Origin of the sequence: Amycolatopsis sp. NPDC051102 (assembly GCF_040682815.1) — a bacterium.
Lineage (GTDB): Bacteria > Actinomycetota > Actinomycetes > Mycobacteriales > Pseudonocardiaceae > Amycolatopsis.
In genome coordinates this window covers 37,676-52,807 of the sequence record NZ_JBFBBT010000010.1, presented here as the reverse complement: position 1 = coordinate 52,807, position 15,132 = coordinate 37,676, and the positions used below count along the sequence as shown (strand labels likewise).

At 73.0% G+C, this 15,132-nt stretch carries 16 protein-coding genes; 6 read left to right on the top strand and 10 right to left on the bottom strand.

The genetic code is table 11. The features are described 5' to 3' along the window. Positions 1–352: 352 nt before the first annotated feature. The 5 genes from AB0M93_RS26400 to AB0M93_RS26380 all read left to right on the top strand — a co-directional run bounded on the left by AB0M93_RS26400 (position 353) and on the right by AB0M93_RS26380 (position 6,096). Entirely contained in the window at positions 353–2,887 is a 2,535-nt protein-coding gene (locus AB0M93_RS26400; protein ID WP_364277249.1) for a DUF5127 domain-containing protein, read from the top strand. A 24-nt stretch (positions 2,888–2,911) separates the two neighbouring features. Beyond that, positions 2,912–4,060 (top strand): type III PLP-dependent enzyme, encoded by a 1,149-nt coding sequence (locus tag AB0M93_RS26395; RefSeq protein WP_364277246.1) that lies wholly within the window; start codon positions 2,912–2,914, stop codon positions 4,058–4,060. After that, positions 4,053–4,412, top strand: coding sequence for an adenosylmethionine decarboxylase (speD, locus tag AB0M93_RS26390; RefSeq protein WP_364277243.1), 360 nt, complete (start codon positions 4,053–4,055; stop codon positions 4,410–4,412). Before AB0M93_RS26395 ends, speD begins: the two co-directional genes overlap by 8 nt. Next, positions 4,412–5,284, top strand: a complete 873-nt coding sequence (locus AB0M93_RS26385) for a spermidine synthase (RefSeq protein WP_364277240.1) — start codon at positions 4,412–4,414, stop codon at positions 5,282–5,284. The genes speD and AB0M93_RS26385 overlap by 1 nt, the downstream gene beginning before the upstream one ends. A gap of 185 nt (positions 5,285–5,469) precedes the next feature. Then, positions 5,470–6,096 (top strand): DUF4360 domain-containing protein, encoded by a 627-nt coding sequence (locus AB0M93_RS26380; protein ID WP_364277237.1) that lies wholly within the window; start codon positions 5,470–5,472, stop codon positions 6,094–6,096. Positions 6,097–6,163: 67 nt separating this feature from the next. On the opposite strand, the gene AB0M93_RS26375 is transcribed toward AB0M93_RS26380, so the two are convergent. From AB0M93_RS26375 to AB0M93_RS26365, 3 genes are all read right to left on the bottom strand, one after another. Further along, positions 6,164–6,589, bottom strand: coding sequence for a hypothetical protein (locus AB0M93_RS26375; protein ID WP_364277235.1), 426 nt, complete (start codon positions 6,587–6,589; stop codon positions 6,164–6,166). Positions 6,590–6,705: 116 nt separating this feature from the next. Further along, positions 6,706–6,828 carry a hypothetical protein gene (locus AB0M93_RS26370; RefSeq protein WP_364277232.1) on the bottom strand — a complete coding sequence of 41 codons (123 nt, stop codon included), beginning with the start codon at positions 6,826–6,828 and terminating at the stop codon, positions 6,706–6,708. A gap of 30 nt (positions 6,829–6,858) precedes the next feature. Next, positions 6,859–7,293, bottom strand: a complete 435-nt coding sequence (locus tag AB0M93_RS26365) for a MarR family transcriptional regulator (RefSeq protein ID WP_364277229.1) — start codon at positions 7,291–7,293, stop codon at positions 6,859–6,861. 74 nt (positions 7,294–7,367) lie between these two features. Between AB0M93_RS26365 and AB0M93_RS26360 the strand changes: the two genes are divergently transcribed. Beyond that, positions 7,368–9,431: an MMPL family transporter gene (locus tag AB0M93_RS26360; RefSeq protein WP_364277227.1), complete on the top strand. Its 2,064-nt coding sequence runs from the start codon at positions 7,368–7,370 to the stop codon at positions 9,429–9,431. A gap of 48 nt (positions 9,432–9,479) precedes the next feature. On the opposite strand, the gene AB0M93_RS26355 is transcribed toward AB0M93_RS26360, so the two are convergent. From AB0M93_RS26355 to AB0M93_RS26325, 7 genes are all read right to left on the bottom strand, one after another. Continuing rightward, positions 9,480–9,833 carry an STAS domain-containing protein gene (locus tag AB0M93_RS26355; RefSeq protein ID WP_364277224.1) on the bottom strand — a complete coding sequence of 118 codons (354 nt, stop codon included), beginning with the start codon at positions 9,831–9,833 and terminating at the stop codon, positions 9,480–9,482. Then, positions 9,830–10,900 carry a cobalamin-dependent protein gene (locus AB0M93_RS26350; RefSeq protein ID WP_364277223.1) on the bottom strand — a complete coding sequence of 357 codons (1,071 nt, stop codon included), beginning with the start codon at positions 10,898–10,900 and terminating at the stop codon, positions 9,830–9,832. The genes AB0M93_RS26355 and AB0M93_RS26350 overlap by 4 nt, the downstream gene beginning before the upstream one ends. After that, the gene (locus AB0M93_RS26345) at positions 10,897–12,525 is read right to left on the bottom strand and encodes a PP2C family protein-serine/threonine phosphatase (protein ID WP_364277220.1); all 1,629 of its coding nucleotides are present in this window, start codon (positions 12,523–12,525) and stop codon (positions 10,897–10,899) included. Before AB0M93_RS26345 ends, AB0M93_RS26350 begins: the two co-directional genes overlap by 4 nt. Beyond that, entirely contained in the window at positions 12,518–12,916 is a 399-nt protein-coding gene (locus tag AB0M93_RS26340) for an ATP-binding protein (protein ID WP_364277217.1), read from the bottom strand. Before AB0M93_RS26340 ends, AB0M93_RS26345 begins: the two co-directional genes overlap by 8 nt. Positions 12,917–13,008: 92 nt before the next feature. Then, positions 13,009–13,392 (bottom strand): STAS domain-containing protein, encoded by a 384-nt coding sequence (locus AB0M93_RS26335; protein ID WP_364277214.1) that lies wholly within the window; start codon positions 13,390–13,392, stop codon positions 13,009–13,011. A 100-nt stretch (positions 13,393–13,492) separates the two neighbouring features. Next, complete coding sequence (locus tag AB0M93_RS26330; protein ID WP_364277211.1) at positions 13,493–14,677, bottom strand: VanZ family protein; 1,185 nt, start codon at positions 14,675–14,677, stop codon at positions 13,493–13,495. A gap of 75 nt (positions 14,678–14,752) precedes the next feature. Further along, entirely contained in the window at positions 14,753–14,947 is a 195-nt protein-coding gene (locus AB0M93_RS26325) for an antitoxin (RefSeq protein ID WP_364277208.1), read from the bottom strand. Positions 14,948–15,132 lie beyond the last annotated feature (185 nt).

Genomic DNA, 15,132 nt, shown 5'->3' with positions numbered 1-15,132 from the left:
GGGACGGCGCCGGGGGTCACGGCGGCGCGGGGTCCAGCCGCACAGGCTGAGCGCGACGGCGCCGGGGCTCTCGGCGTGCGCGGCGCGGGGTCCAGCCGCACAGGCTGAGCGCGACGGCGCCGGGGCTCTCGGCGTGCGCGGCGCGGGCAAGCCGGCCGCTCCCCGCCGCGCGCTCACCCGGGCGCCCATCCACCTCATCCCGCCGCCGAAAACCGCACCGGACCTGCGCCTCCACTGGTCCGCACCAGCACCATGCACCGACCTTCGGCGGATTTACAACGTTGTACCAACGATGTAAAACGGTCCCTGCGCTGTTCGCCGCTCGGCTCGCTCGCCGTGGAAGGGGCCACCGATGTCCTCCCGAGAACGCGATCACCTCACCCGCCGGGATCTGCTCCGGCTCGCCGGGGCCTCCGCGGCCGCCGTCGCCGCCGCTCTCTGGCTGCCCGGGACCGCCTCCGCCGCCGGGACCTTCAGCCCGATCCGGCCGCCCGCCACGCCGCTGATCGTGCGGTCGCCCTACCTGTCCACCTGGCAGGCCGCCGACAACCTGGCCGGTGCCTGGTCGAGCTTCTGGACCGGGCACATCACCGCCCTCTGCGGCATCGCCCGCGTCGACGGCGTCGCCTACCTCTTCGCCGGCGCGCCCGGCAGCCCCGCCCTGACGCCGATGACGCAGGTCAGCCTGCAGGTCACCGGCACCCGGTCGAGCTACGTCCTCACCGGGGGCGGCGTGAACCTCACCGTCACCTTCTTCTCACCCGTCGACCCCGCGAACCTGCAGCGCCAGTGCGTCCCGTTCGGGTACGTCACCATCCAGGCGGCCAGCGCCGACGGCCGCGCCCACGCCGTCGACCTGCACTTCGACACCTCCGCCGAATGGGTGCACGGCGACACCGCCGCGCCCGTCACCTGGACCCAGCAGCAGACGAACGGCTACACGCTCCTCAGCTGCACCCCGGCCAGTCCGGGCGTCCTGCAGGAGAACGGCGACCAGGCCAGCTGGGGTTCGCTCGTGCTCGCCGCGCCCGCGTCCGGGACCACCTGGCAGATCGGGCAGGACACCGTCGTGCGCGCCGCCTCGGCCGGCCAGGGCGCCCTGAACAACACCAGCGACACCGCGCAGCCGCGCGCCATCAACGACCGGTGGCCCGTCCTCGCCTTCAACAAGAACCTCGGCACCGTCCCGGCCGGTGGCTCCGCACCCGCCTTCACGCTCTCGATCGGGCACGTGCGCACCCCCGCGGTCCGCTACCTCGGCACCGAACTGCGGCCCTGGTGGACGCACTACTGGGGCAGCTGGCAGGACATGGCCGTGTGGTTCGGCAACGACTACGCCGCCGCGCTGTCGGCCGCCACTGCGATCGACCAGCGGCTGCACGACGACGCCGTCGCCGCGGCCGGGGGCGGCAGCACCGGCGAGCACTACGCCGGGATCTGCGCGCTCGCCCTGCGCCAGGCGTTCGGCGGCACCGAACTGGTCGACCGGGGCGGGGCGCCGTGGGTGTTCCTCAAGGAGATCTCCTCCAACGGCAACATGTCCACAGTGGACGTCACCTATCCGGCGTTTCCCGCCTACCTCTACCTTTCGCCCGCCTACCTCCGCCTGCTCCTGGAGCCGTTGCTCGACTACGCCGAGCGCGGCGGCTGGCCGATGCAGTTCGCCGAGCACGACCTCGGCACCCACTACCCGGACGCCACCGGGCACAACGACGGCAACGAAGAGAGCATGCCGGTCGAAGAATCGGCCAACCTGCTGATCATGGCCGCCGCGCTGGTGCAGCGGCTGCCGTCGGCCGAGGCGAGCGCGTTCGTCAGCGCCCACTACCGGATCCTGCGGCAGTGGGCCGAATACCTGATCGCCAACACCCTCGACCCCGGCTTCCAGAACCAGACCGACGACTTCACCGGCTTCATCGCCCACAGCGCGAACCTGGCGTTGAAGGGCATCATCGGCGTCGGCGCGATGGGCGTCATCGCGACCGCGGCCGGCAACGCGGCCGACGCCCAGCGGTACCGTTCGACCTCGCGCAGCTACGTCAGCCAGTGGGTGACCCTCGCCGAGGACGGCCAGCACCTGCGGCTCGCCTACGACCAGCCCGGGACGTGGAGCCTCAAGTACAACGGCTTCGCCGACCGCGTGCTCGGCCTCGACCTCGTCCCGCTCGGCGTCGCCGCGCAGGAAGCCGCCTGGTACCAGGCCCGCGCCGGCGCCCACGGCGTCGTGCTCGACCCGCGCAACAACTACACGAAGGCCGACTGGGAACTGTGGACCGCGGCCTGGCTCGCCGACCACCCGGACATCCGCACCACGCTGGTCGAAGGCGTCTACAGCTACGCGAACACGACGCCGCAGCGGGTGCCGTTCAGCGACTGGTACGTGGTCGCCGACGCCACCCAGCGCGGCTTCCAGGCCCGCCCGGTCGCCGGTGGCTACCTCGCGCTGCTGACCCGCCCCGCCGCGTCGACGACCGTGTGGCGGAAGCTGCAGAACCAGCGCTCGGGCAAGGTCCTGGCCGTCTCGGAAATGTCGCTGGCCGACATCGCGGAGGTCACCCAGTGGTCGGACAACGGCACCGCCGACCACCTCTGGGCCGTGGTGGACAACGGCGACGGCACCGTCCGGATCGTCAACCGCAACAGCGGGAAGGTCCTCGCCGTGCACGACCAGAGCCTCGACAACGGCGCCCACGTCCAGCAGTACCGGGACAACGGCACGCCCGACCACAACTGGCGGATCGTCGACGCCGGTGGCGGCTGGTCGAAGCTCGTCAACGTCCGCAGCGGCAAGGTGATGGCCGTCGACCAGCAGTCCACGGCGGACGGTGCCCAGGTCACCCAGTGGGACGACAACGGGACGCCGGACCACCTGTGGCGGTTCGTCTGACCCTCGTTTGCGACACTGGCGCCCGTGTGCGCCGACTTCACCCGGATCCGCCGGTTCCTCGACGAGCGGGACCCGCCGACGCCGTGCCTGGTCGTCGACACCGATGTCGTCGCGGCCCGGGCGCGGGAGTTCCGCGCGGCGTTCCCCGGCGCGCTGATCCGGTACGCGGTCAAGGCCAACCCGGCGCCGCCGGTGCTCGACGCGCTGGTGGCGGCCGGGATCGGCTTCGACGTCGCCGGGCCGGCCGAGGTCGAGCTGTGCCTCGGGCGCGGCGCCGACCCGGCTGACCTCGCCTACGGCAACCCGATCAAGAAGCCGCGCGACATCGCCTTCGCGTTCGGCCGCGGTGTCCGGGAATTCACCTCGGACGCCGCGGCCGACGTCGACCACCTGGGCCGGTACGCGCCGGACGCGGCCGTGTCGATCCGCGTCGTGCTCGACGCCCCGGACTCGGCGACGCCGTTCGGCCGGAAGTTCGGCTGCGCCCCGGCCGAAGCCCTCGACCTGGTGCTGCGGGCCGCCGAGCGGGGGCTGCGGCCCGGCATCGCCTTCCACGTCGGCTCGCAGCAGCCGGACATCACCGCGTGGGAGATCGGCATCGCGACGGCGGCCAAGCTGTTCGGCGAGGCCGCGGCGCAGGGGGTCGCGATGACGCGGCTCAACCTCGGTGGCGGCTTCGCCACCGCCCACCGCACCGCCGTCCCGCCGCTGGCCGCGTACGCGGCGACGATCGAGGCGGCGCTCGTCGCGGCCTTCCCGGCCGGGCGGCCGGAGCTGCTGCTGGAGCCGGGCCGGGTGCTCGTCGCGGACGCCGGCCTGCTGCGGACCGAGGTCGTGCTGGTCGCGCCCCGGGACCAGCGGCGCTGGGTGTACCTCGACATCGGCCGCTACAACGGGCTCGCCGAGGCCGAGAACGAGGCGATCGCCTACCGGTTCGAGCCGGTGGGGGCGCACGACGGCCCGGACGGCCCGGTGGTGCTCGCCGGGCCCACCTGCGACGGCGACGACGTGCTCTACCAGCGGACGCGGTACGAACTGCCCCTCGCGCTGCGGACCGGCGACCGGCTCGACCTGCCGGGCACCGGGGCCTACACCGCGAGCTACGCGTCGGTCGGGTTCAACGGGATCGAGCCGCTGCGCACGCACTGCATCGGGCGGTGGGGCGATGCCTGACGTCGGCCGGTTCACCGGGCGGCACGTGCTCGCCGAGCTCCACGGCGTCGACCCCGCCCTGCTCGACGACCCGGTCCGGCTGGGGGAGCTGCTGCGGGCCGCGGTGACGGAAGCGGGCGCGACGGTCCTCGACGTCGTGGCGCAGCGGTTCGCGCCCCAGGGCGTCACGGTGATCGCGCTGCTGGCCGAGTCGCACGCGTCCGTGCACACCTACCCCGAGCACGGGTCGCTCTTCGCCGACGTGTTCACCTGCGGGGACCGCGCCGATCCCGAGCACGCCCTGCGGCTGCTGGCCAAGTCCCTGCACGCCGCGCCGGTCCACCTGTCGGTCCTCCACCGGGGAGAGCGCTGATGCCCCTGATCCACGAACCGGTCGGCGACGGCCTCACCCGCGTCTGGACGGTCGGCGACGTGCGGTTCCACGAGCGCACGCCGTACCAGGAAGTGCTGATCGGGACGACCGCGCAAGGGGTTTCGCTGTTCTGCGACGGCGAACGGCAGAGCACCGAGGCGAGCCAGCTGGTCTACCACGAGGCCCTGATGCTGCCCGCCCTGCTGCTGGCGGAGCAGGTGCGGCGGGTGCTCGTCATCGGCTCGAGCGAGGGGGTCGCGAGCGGGCTGGCGGTCGCGACCGGCGCGTCGCTCGTCGACCACGTCGACATCGACGCCCAGACCGTCCGCGCCTGCGCCGAGCACCTGCCCTACGGCTACACCCCGGCGGAGCTGGCCCGGGCCGAGCGCGGGGAGGGCCCGATCCGGGTGTCCTATGCGGACGGCTGGGCGTTCCTGGCCGCGGCCGAAAGCCGGGGCGAGACCTACGACGTGGTCGTGATCGACCTGCCGGACGAGAACGCGGATCCGGACGCGCAGCACAACCGCCTGTACGGCACGGACTTCCTCGCCCGCTGCGCGCGGCTGCTGGCGCCCGGCGGGGTGGTGACCGGTCAGGCGGGCTGCCCGACGCTGTGGCGCAACGAGACGTTGCGCGCGTCGTGGCGGCGGTTCCGCGAGGTGTTCGGCACGGTGCTGTACTTCGGTTCGGACGAGCACGAGTGGGCCTTCCTGACCGGCCGCGCGGACCACGTCGGCGACCCGGGCGCGCTGGTGGCGCGGCGGTTCGCCGAGCGGGGGAGCCGGGCGGCGACGCTGGACGCCGAAGCGCTGCTCGGCGGCTGCACCCCGCCGTATTCCCTCCGGCGCCGCGTTGGTCCGGACCAGTCTTGACCTTCGATTCCCCGAATATCGCACCCCGCGAAAGGTGAAATGGCGGGAAATGGATTTCCCGTGCACTCGGGCCGGGCCGTGTTACTCCATTCAGTGGCCGTCGAAAAGGTTGCGATCGCGCTACGATCCTCTCCGCGCGCGATCATCATGACCACCAGGCACCGTGGCCCATTTGGAGGAGCGTCATGCTCGGTACGTCGGTCGTAGCCGCATTGATTCTGTCCGCCTTCGCCGCCCCCGTCACTTCCGGGGCCGACTCGGTTCCGGCCGAAAAGATCACGCTCGACATCAAGACCATCAACGGGTCCGGCTGCCCGGCAGGCACGGCCACCGCCTCGGCGGACGTGGCGTCGGACAACACGTCGTTCACGGTGCACTACAGCAACTTCACCGCGAAGGCCGGCGGTGGCGTGTCGGCCCTCGAAGGCCGCAAGAACTGCCAGATCAACGTGCTCGTCCATGTGCCGCAAGGATTCACGTACGCGATCGCCGAGGCGGACTACCGCGGCTTCGCCCACATCGAGAGCGGGGCCAGCGCGCTCGAACAAGCCAACTACTACTTCACCGGGACGGCGCCGACCGCTCGCGTGCGGCACACCTTCCCCGGTCCGTTCCACGGCGTGTGGCGGGCCGTCGACGCGACCGACGTCAGCGAACTGGTGTTCGCGCCGTGCGGTGAAAGCCGCAACCTGAACATCAATGCGGAACTGCGGGCGGACGCGGGCAGCTCGTCCGGCGGAAGTTTCATCGAAATGGATTCCGAACACGCGAGCGTGGACACGATTTACCACTTCGCGTGGAAGACCTGCTGAATTCCGTCGCCATTGTGGTGGCGAACCCGCTCACCGGAACCCCGGCCGGTGAGCGGGTTCGCCGCGTTCAGACGTGGGTGACCAGCAGGGTCACGCCCGCCTCGCCGCCGCAGTCGACGAACACGGGCCCGACGCCGTTGCCGATGGTGGCGGCCAGGTTCGCCTTGGCCACGAACCGGTCCGGGCCGGTTTCGAGGATGCGGATGTTCTCCAGTGCCGGGTGCTCGGGGAACCCGCCGAGCACCGACTTCAGCCCGGTGCCGCCGCCGCAGTTCCCGGTGATGGTCACTTCCTGGCCGCGGTGGGTGGTGGGGTTCGGGCTGACCTGCACGGTCGCCCGCGCCCCCTTCGGTGGTTGCTGCACGTTCGCCGTCCCCTCGGTGGTTCCGGGGTCGGCCGACGCGCCGCCGGCGATCCCGATGCTCGTCGCCGTGACCAGCCCGGCCGCGAGGGTCAAGCCGGTGACTGTGCGGGTTTTCCTGGTGCCGCGCATGTGTTTCTCCTCCCTTGAATCCGGACCGCTTGCGCCGGATCTGTTCCGTCAGTCGACGGCGAGGGGGGCCGAGGTTCTCGGCCGAGGAGAATGAGACGTGGATCACACGGGCAGGCTCAGGCCCGGACCCGGGACCGTTTGGCCTCGGCGCCGGGCACCAGACGGCATCGTCGCTCGAACCGCTCCATCAGGACGGTAGCGATCAGCACGGCCACGGGGGTGCTCAGCGCGATCCACATGTAAGAAGAGCTACCCAGCCGCGCCGGCGGTCAATCGCCCGCGGACAGCCGGGTGATCAGATCCAGCAGGCCGGCGCGGAACGCGTCGTTTTCCCCGAGGCCGCCGAGCAGGGCGGGTTCGGCGCGCACGGCCTCCTCGTGCACCGCCCGGCCGCGTTCGGTCAGCCGGGTCAGGTGGCGGCGGCCGTCGGCCGGGTCCGCCGTCCGGGTGACGAACCCGGCCCGGGCCAGGCGGTCGAGCGTGCGGCTCATCGTCTGGTCGGTGACCTGGCAGCGCTGGGCCAGCGTCCGCTGGGGGAGCGGCCCGTCGCGCAGGATGTGCAGGGCGATCAGCCCCGCGTGGGTGAGCCCCATGCCGTCGAGCACGGCCACCCAGCGTTGTTCCACCAGCCGGGCGGCGACGGCCAGCAACCGCCCGGTGGGCCAAGTGCTCCAGTCGGGTTCGGGGGCTGTGCTCACCGTCACTCCGGGTCGTCGTGCAGAATGTTCAGCTTGCTGAACAATTGGTCGTGTTCGCGCTCGAAAGGACCTTAGCGACCATGAACGAGACCCCGCGCCGGCTCCGGTGGCTGATCCCCGCGCTCCTGGTGGTGGCCTGGCTCGCGCTGGGCGGGTTCGGCGGCCCGTTCGCCGGGAAGCTCAGCGAGGTCGCCAAGAACGACAACGCGGCCTTCCTGCCCCGCGCGGCCGAAGCCACGGAGGTCTCCGACGAGCAGAAGGCGTTCACCCAGCGCCAGGTGCTGCCCGCGACGGTCGTCGCGGAGCGCACGAGCGGCCTGACCGCGGGCGACCGGCAGTTCCTCGACACCAAGGCACGGGAGCTCGGCAGCGTGCCCGGTGTCGCCGGCCCGCTCGGCAAGCCGCAGCCGGCCCCGCGCGACGACCAGGCCGTGCAGCTGTCCGTACCGGTCTTCGCCGACGGCAACCCCGCCGACGTCGTCAAGGAGGTCCGGGCCCAGCTCACCGGCGCCCCCGCAGGGCTGACCGTGCTGGTCACCGGCCCGGCCGGGCAGATCGCCGACCTGGTGAAGGCGTTCGGCGGCATCGACGGCATCCTGCTGCTCGTCGCCGGCGGCGTGGTCGCGCTGATCCTCGTCGTGGTCTACCGCAGCCCGCTGCTGCCGTTCCTGGTGCTGCTGTCGGCCGTGTTCGCGCTCGGGCTCGCCAGCCTCGTCGTCTACCTGCTGGCCGAGAACGACGTCCTCGCGCTCAACGGCCAGAGCCAGGGCATCCTTTCGATCCTCGTCTTCGGCGCGGCGACCGACTACGCGCTCCTGCTGGTCGCGCGGTTCCGGGAACAGCTGCGCGACACCCCGAGCCGGTTCGACGCGCTGAAGCTCGCCTGGCGCGCGACGCTCGAACCGATCACGGCGTCGGCGGGCACCGTCGTGCTCGGCGTGCTGTGCCTGCTGTTCAGCGACCTCAACTCGAACAAGGGCCTCGGCCCGGTCGCGGCGATCGGCATCGGCGCGGCGCTGCTGGCGTCCACGACGTTCCTGCCCGCGGCGCTGGCGTTGTGCGGGCGCGGCGCGTTCTGGCCGTTCAAGCCCGCGCTGGGCTCGCCGCACCCGGAGACCGCGGGGATCTGGGGCCGCGTGTCACGCCTGGTCGGCCGCCGCCCGCGCGCGGTGTGGGTGGTGACGGCGCTGGTGCTCGGCGTCGGCGTAGCGTTTCTGCCGCAGCTGAAGGCGTCCGGCACCGCGCAGTCCGACGTCTTCCTGACCCAGGTCGAATCCGGGACGGGACAGGAGATCCTCGGCCGGCACTTCCCGGGCGGCCTGGGGGCGCCCGCGATCACGATCGCCGACGTGGGTGCGCTGCCCGCCGTGCTCAAGGCGTCCACAATGGACGGAGTGGCGCAGTCGATCCCGTTGCCGGGTCCCGACGGCCGCCCCAAGGTGGTCGGCGGCCGGGTGCAGATCCTGTCGGTGCTGACCGACCCGGCGGACTCGGAAGCGGCCGTCACCACCGTCGCCCGGCTGCGCGACGCGGTGCACGCGGTGCCCGGCGCGAACGCGAAGGTGGGCGGCCCGACCGCGATCCAGCTGGACACGCAGCAGACGTCCAAGCGCGACCGCGCGCTGATCATCCCGATCGTGCTGCTGGTGATCTTCCTGGTGCTGGCCCTGCTGCTGCGCTCGTTGCTGGCGCCGCTGCTGCTGATCGCGACGGTGGTCCTGTCGTTCGCGGCGACGATGGGCGTGTCGGCGCTGGTGTTCAACCACCTGCTGGACTTCCCCGGCGCGGACCCGGTGGTGCCGTTGTTCGGCTTCGTCTTCCTGGTGGCGCTGGGCATCGACTACAACATCTTCCTGATGACCCGGGTCCGGGAGGAGGCGCTGACGCGGGGAACGCGGGACGGCACGCTGCGCGGGCTGTCCCTGACCGGCGGCGTGATCACCTCGGCCGGCGTCGTGCTCGCGGCGACGTTCTCGGCGCTCGCGGTGATCCCGATCCTGTTCCTGGCCCAGATCGCGTTCATCGTCGCGTTCGGGGTGCTGCTGGACACGCTACTGGTGCGGTCCCTGCTGGTCCCGGCCCTGACGGTCGACGTCGGGCGGCGGATCTGGTGGCCGTCGAAGCTGGCGCGCCGGGAGGGGTAGGGCGCTCGGGGCCCACGGTTCTCGCCGGCTGCCGGCGCAGCTGCCGCCCTAGGAGTCGCGCCGGGCGCGGGCGTCCGCGGTTTCGCCGGTCAGGTACCCGGCCGTACCGGTCAGGGTGAGCAGGCGGTCGAACGCGGGCTGCCGGTTGTCCAGGCGGAGGCGGGCGCCCGCGCCGGTGACGACGCGGTACACCTGCATCAGCTCCGACAGCCCGGACGAGTCGCAGAAGCCGAGGGCGCCGCAGTCCAGCCGGACCTCGCGGACGCCGGGGTGGCCGGCCAGCCGGTCGGTGACCAGCTGCAGCAGCAGCCCGGCCGTGGCGAACTCGAGGTCGCCCGCGATCACCACCCGGGCGGTGGTCTCCTCCGGCGTGTGCCACGTGCAGGTCAGGGCGTTGGTCATGCCGGCAGCTCCGATCCGGTGGCCTGCCCCGCCAAGTCCGTTTTCGCGGTGCGGAGCAGGTCGGTGGCCCGCGGGAAGTCCCGCAGCTCGGTCTCGAGCAGTTCCAGGGCGGGCACCAGGGAGGCGGCCGGAACGCCGCGGGCGGTGAGGATCCCGGCGGTCCAGTTCAGGAACCCGGTGAACAGCTCGGCGTCGCCGACGTAGAGGGCCGTCGCCAGGAACTCGACGATGTGCGCGAGGTCCTCGGCGGTGTACTGGCGCTGCAGGTCGGTGTAGGACCGCATCGCCGGGATCCGCTCCTCCAGGCCGGCCAGGACCGCCTTCACCAGCCGGCCCGAGCTGCGCGTGACCAGCGTGTACTCCTGGTCGGCCAGGTGCGGCAGGTCGTCGAGCGGCTGGTGGGCGGTGTGCGGCCGGGGGAGCGGGCGGGCCAGCCGGTCGGCGGCCGACCGGGCGTCCGGTGCCCACGCCTCGGCACCCAGCAGCCGGGCGTACCGGCCGTCGGGCCCGAAGGCGGCGCCGCCAGCGATGACCGGGGTCGCCGCGGCCTGGCACGCGGTGATCGTCGCGTGCGCGGTCGGCAGCCGGGTGGCGAGCGACCCGGACAGCGCGACCGCGTCCGGGCCGGTCCGGTGCAGGTGGGCCACCAGGTGCGGGGCCGGCACCTGCGCGCCGAGGTAGTCGACCTGGAACCCGCGCAGGCGCAGCACTTCCGACAGCAGCCGGGCCGGCATCGCGTGCCACTCGCCGTCGACGCAGGCGACCGTGATCCGGCCGAGGTGCGGCTCTGGCCGGCGCAGCACGTAACCGAAGGTGGCGATGACCCGGTCGTTGATCGCGGTCGCCGCGTGCTCCTGGGCGACGGTGAGCCGGTTCGCGGCCCACTCCCGGCCGACCCGCCGCTGCACCGCGCCGATCACGTCGAGCAGCACGCTCTCCGGGTCCGTCCCGTCGCCGAGGGCCTGGACCACGACGTCGCCGGCGGCGTACTCGTCGCCGGTCGTCACGGCGGCCCAGAGCCGTTCGGCCTGCTCGGCCACCCCGGTGCTGCGGGTAGCGGTGCTCAAGCGGTGTACCTCCCGCGTCCGTGGCCGCCGACCGCGGCCAGGTGCTGCCCGCGCGGCGCGATGATCGCCAGCACGGCCATGTCGTCGTGGGTGCCGCGCCCGATCCACTGCGAGGCGAGCATCTGCACGCGCTCGACAACGGCGTCGGCCGGCATGTTCGCGCACTCGGTGACGGCCTGCTTGAGCCGCTCTTCGCCGAACATGGCGTCGCCGAGCGGGCCGCCCCGCGCTTCGATGATCCCGTCGGTGTAGAGCAGGCAGGTCTCGCCGGGGCGCAGGGTGATGTCGGCGCTCACCGACTCGATCTCGGGCAGCACGCCGATCAGGCTGCCCTGGCTCTCGGCCTCTTCGACCCGGCCGTCGGCGCGCACGATCAGCGGCGGCGGGTGCCCCGCACAGGTCACGCGCAGCCGGACGTCCGCGCCTTCGCGCCGCGCCGAGGCCAGCACCAGGGTGACGTACCGGGCGTCGTTGTTGTCGCCGAGCGTGCGGTTCAGCAGGTCCAGCAGCCGGTGGTGGTCGCCGGCCATCGGCAGCAGCGCCCGTAGCGTGGTGCGGATCTTCCCGGTCAGCACGGCCGCGTCCAGCCCCTTGCCGCAGACGTCGCCGAGCACGGCGAGCGACTCGTCGCCGTCGGCGGTGATCGCCGAGTGGACGTCGTAGAAGTCGCCGCCGATCCGCTCGCCGTCGCGGGCCGGGCGGTACCGGCCGGCGAACTCGACGCCGCCGAGCTGCTCGAGGGTGGGCGGGAGGAGCTCGCGCATGAGCGTGTCGGTGATCGACGCCTGCAGCGCGAACACCCGCGCCGCCGACATCGCCGCGCCCGCCCGGGCGGCGAACAACCGGGCGAAAAGTTCTTCCTGGTCGGTGAAGGACGCCCGGTCGCCGCGGCGCAGGAGCACCAGCGCGCCGGCGGGGACGCCGTGGCCGGGCAGGGGCGTCACGACGATCGAGCCGACCGGCCCGAAGCCCGCCGGCAGCACCCAGCGGGGCGCGGCGTCCGGGTCGAGCCAGCGCGACGGCACCGGCGGGAAGCCCTGCAGCGCCTCGCCGAGCCCGGGCAGCTCGTCCGGGTCGATCTCCAGCCGGGCCCGGGCCGGCTCGCCGCCGCGCACGCAGGAAACGGCCGGGAAGGTCCCGCTCGTGGTGGGCGCCAGGACGAGCGCGGCGTCGGCGAGGTGCTGCGCGGCCAGCCGGGCGGCGACTTCCATGCAGCGGTCCAGGTTGAGCGAGCCCAGCAGCGCCGCGGACGCGTCGCTGAGGAACGTGGTCCGCTCCTGCTCGCGGGCCAGCGCGTCGCGGGCCGAGCGGGCGTCGGTCTCGTCGAGGAGCCACCACGTCACGGCGTCGCCGTGCGGGATCGGGTGCGCCGCGAAGGCCCGCTCGCCGACCTCGCCGCGGACGACCGTCGCCGAACCGCGTTCGTGGGCGCCGGCCAGCCAGTCCGCCACCGTGCCCGCGATCGGGCGGCCGGGGGCGGCGGCGGGGAAGAGCAGGCGGGCGGCCTCGTTCAGGGACCGGATCACCCCGGCGTCGTCGGCCACCAGGGCGGCGACGGGCGCGTCGGCCCAGCCGGGGGTGCCGTCGACCGCGACGGCGGGCGCGGTGCGCGCCGGATCAGCCACGGGCCGCGGCCGGGTCCGGGTCGGTGGCCAGTTCCGCCCACAGTGTCTTGCCGCTGGGCCGGCGCAGCTGCCCCCAGGCGGCGGCGCAGCGTTCGACCAGCAGGAGCCCGCGCCCGCCGTGGTCGGACGGCGCCCGGCGGCGGGCAGGCTCCCCGCCGCTGTCGTCGACCTCGATGCGCAGCTTCGCGGCCCCGGGCAGCAGCCGGACGTGATAGGGCGCGCGGCCGTGGCGCAGGGCGTTCGACGTCAGCTCGTCGACCACCATGACCGCGGTGCTGACGAAGTTCGCCGGGAAGCCGCACAGAACCGTGCGGACCCAGTGGCGGACCCGCGCCAGTTCGGCGAGCTCGGGGGAAATGCCGAGTTCGTGCCGGACAGATCGGAGTTTCACGTCCGCCTCCTTCGCCGTACCTGACCCCCCGGAGAGGCTCTCTCCTTCTTCATGCCCGAAACCGGGCCCGCCGACACGGGTATCCGAGGACGTCATGCCGCACCCCAGGAGGTTTCGACCGCTTCGAGGGCGGGGTGCACCGGCATGACGTCGCCGAGACCCAGCAGGGTGATGGGCCGGGACACGGCGTAGGACGTCGTCACGACGGCGAACCGGCCGCCCGCCGCGTGCAGCCGCCGGGCCAGCCGGAGCAGGACCTGCAGGCAGCTGGAGTCGCAGTAGCCGACCTCGGTCATGTCGACGACGACCCGCGTGGCGGCGTCGCCCGGCGTGAGCAGGCCGGCGAGCTTCGGCGAGACCGCGAAGTCGAACTCTCCACGCAGGGTGAACACGGCCGGGTCGCCGGCGCCGTCCGCTTCGAGCGACCAGCCGGCACCGGAGAACCGCTGCCGGGGCCGCGCTGCGTCGGAGGTCATGAACAAGCTCCAGGATGGGGATCGGGACGCGGGCTGGCGGCTCAACCCCTTCGGAACGCAATCTACCAGCGCTGTCGATCCCGGGCAGCGCGGTGTCCCGTCACTGTCCTTTAAGGACTTTTTCCGGGCGGCCGGGCTCGGCGGCCGGATCGGGCGCCGGCGCCGGTTCCGCGACGGCCGGCGGGACCACGGCGGTGTTGACGGTGCGGGTCAGCCGTTCGTAGGGCGCCCGGTGCTCGTCGTCGAGCAGGACGGCCAGCGGCGTCCAGATCCCGACCACGAACACCGACGCGGCCAGCGCGACGGGCAGCAGCAGCCGTTCCGGGTGGTTCCCGAGGTCCCAGTGGTCCAGGTCCAGCACCAGCCACGCGAGCCACAGCGGCGAGAGCAGGACGCCGTTGCGGACCAGCAGCGCGATCGGCCCGGCCCGGCGGCCGCCCCGGCGTGTCACCCGCAGCAGCATGGCCCGCTTGCCGGGTGTCGACCCGGTCACCGCGGGCAGCACCACGAACCAGACCAAGGCGAGGATGACCACCGGCGTGTCGCGGTGGCGCAGGTCCTCGCCGAACAGCGTCAGCAGGCCGAAGAGGAACCCGAGCAGCGCGGCGAACCCGAGCAGGTCGGTGGCCAGCGCGAACAGCCGCCGGGTGAAGGTGACCTTCGCGGCGTACCGGCGCCGGTCGTGCTCGGGAGCCGGCGACGGCAGCAGCCGGCCGAGCGGCCCGGCCAGCAGCCAGCCCGCGACGACGCCCGCGGTGTTGAGGATCAGGTCGTCGACGCTGAACAGCCGGTACGGGCACGGGTAGACGAACCACAGCCCGGTCAGCTGCGTCAGCTCGAAGAACAGCGACACGCCGAAGCCCACCAGCGTGGCGGGCAGCAGCCGCATCCGCTGCGCGTACCGCAGGTAGAAGCCGAACGGCGCCAGCATCACGACGTTGAGCGCCGTGGTCCAGACCGCCGGGTTGTGCAGCAGCGCGCCGGGGCTCCAGTGGCCGCGGGCCCGCTGGGACACCACTTCGACGAAGTAGAACGGCCGCAGCTGCGGGGAGCTGGCGTAGCTGTGCCCGGCGCAGTAGGCGGAGTCGGCCGGCAGCGGCAGGACCGTCTGCATGGCGATCGCCAGCAGGTAGAACAGGAACGCGTAGAAGACGAACGTCGGCCAGCCGCCCGCCCGCCCGCGGCGGCGGTAGCTGACGAACGCGGCCGGCAGCATGACGGCCAGCGCGACGAACGGGAAGAGGAGCAGGGCGGTGCGGACGGGGACGAGGTAGGTGGCGACCACGGAGCCGGTGGTACCCAGCCGCGGGAGGGGTGAAGCGTGGTTCCCCCGGACGGCTGGGCGATCACCGCCGGCGGCCTACTGCGGGGGCGCGTCCTGCTGCCCGCCGCCCTGCTTGTGCAGGAACTCCTTCGCCTTCTCCGAGCCCTGGTCGATCTTGTCGGCGTGGTCGCCGAAGCGCTGCTTGGCGGCCTCGGCCGCCTTGTCGACACCCTGGTCGGCCTGGTCCGGGTGCTGGCCCAGCGCTTCCTTCGCCTTGTCGAACAGATTCATCGGTTCGCCTCCGTCCGGAATCGATCTTCGGTCACCCCGAGGAGAACACCGGCGGCCCTGGCCCGCAACGCTCCCTCACCTGTCCCGGGGATTCCCGGCGCTTTCGCGGGTGAAAGGCGGCGCACGGGGTTTGCGAGGGGCGGACGGGGGTAGCGGTGATTCCTTTCGGCGCCGCCGCGCGGAAC

What these genes read in the sequence shown, in the direction of transcription:
- AB0M93_RS26400 (WP_364277249.1), top strand. Translation starts at nt 353, where the DNA reads ATGTCCTCCCGAGAACGCGATCACCTCACCCGCCGGGATCTGCTCCGG.
- speD (WP_364277243.1), top strand. Translation starts at nt 4,053, where the DNA reads ATGCCTGACGTCGGCCGGTTCACCGGGCGGCACGTGCTCGCCGAGCTC.
- AB0M93_RS26385 (WP_364277240.1), top strand. Translation starts at nt 4,412, where the DNA reads ATGCCCCTGATCCACGAACCGGTCGGCGACGGCCTCACCCGCGTCTGG.
- AB0M93_RS26380 (WP_364277237.1), top strand. Translation starts at nt 5,470, where the DNA reads ATGCTCGGTACGTCGGTCGTAGCCGCATTGATTCTGTCCGCCTTCGCC.
- AB0M93_RS26375 (WP_364277235.1), bottom strand. Translation starts at nt 6,589, where the DNA reads ATGCGCGGCACCAGGAAAACCCGCACAGTCACCGGCTTGACCCTCGCG.
- AB0M93_RS26370 (WP_364277232.1), bottom strand. Translation starts at nt 6,828, where the DNA reads ATGTGGATCGCGCTGAGCACCCCCGTGGCCGTGCTGATCGCTACCGTC.
- AB0M93_RS26360 (WP_364277227.1), top strand. Translation starts at nt 7,368, where the DNA reads ATGAACGAGACCCCGCGCCGGCTCCGGTGGCTGATCCCCGCGCTCCTG.
- AB0M93_RS26355 (WP_364277224.1), bottom strand. Translation starts at nt 9,833, where the DNA reads ATGACCAACGCCCTGACCTGCACGTGGCACACGCCGGAGGAGACCACC.
- AB0M93_RS26335 (WP_364277214.1), bottom strand. Translation starts at nt 13,392, where the DNA reads ATGACCTCCGACGCAGCGCGGCCCCGGCAGCGGTTCTCCGGTGCCGGC.
- AB0M93_RS26325 (WP_364277208.1), bottom strand. Translation starts at nt 14,947, where the DNA reads ATGAATCTGTTCGACAAGGCGAAGGAAGCGCTGGGCCAGCACCCGGAC.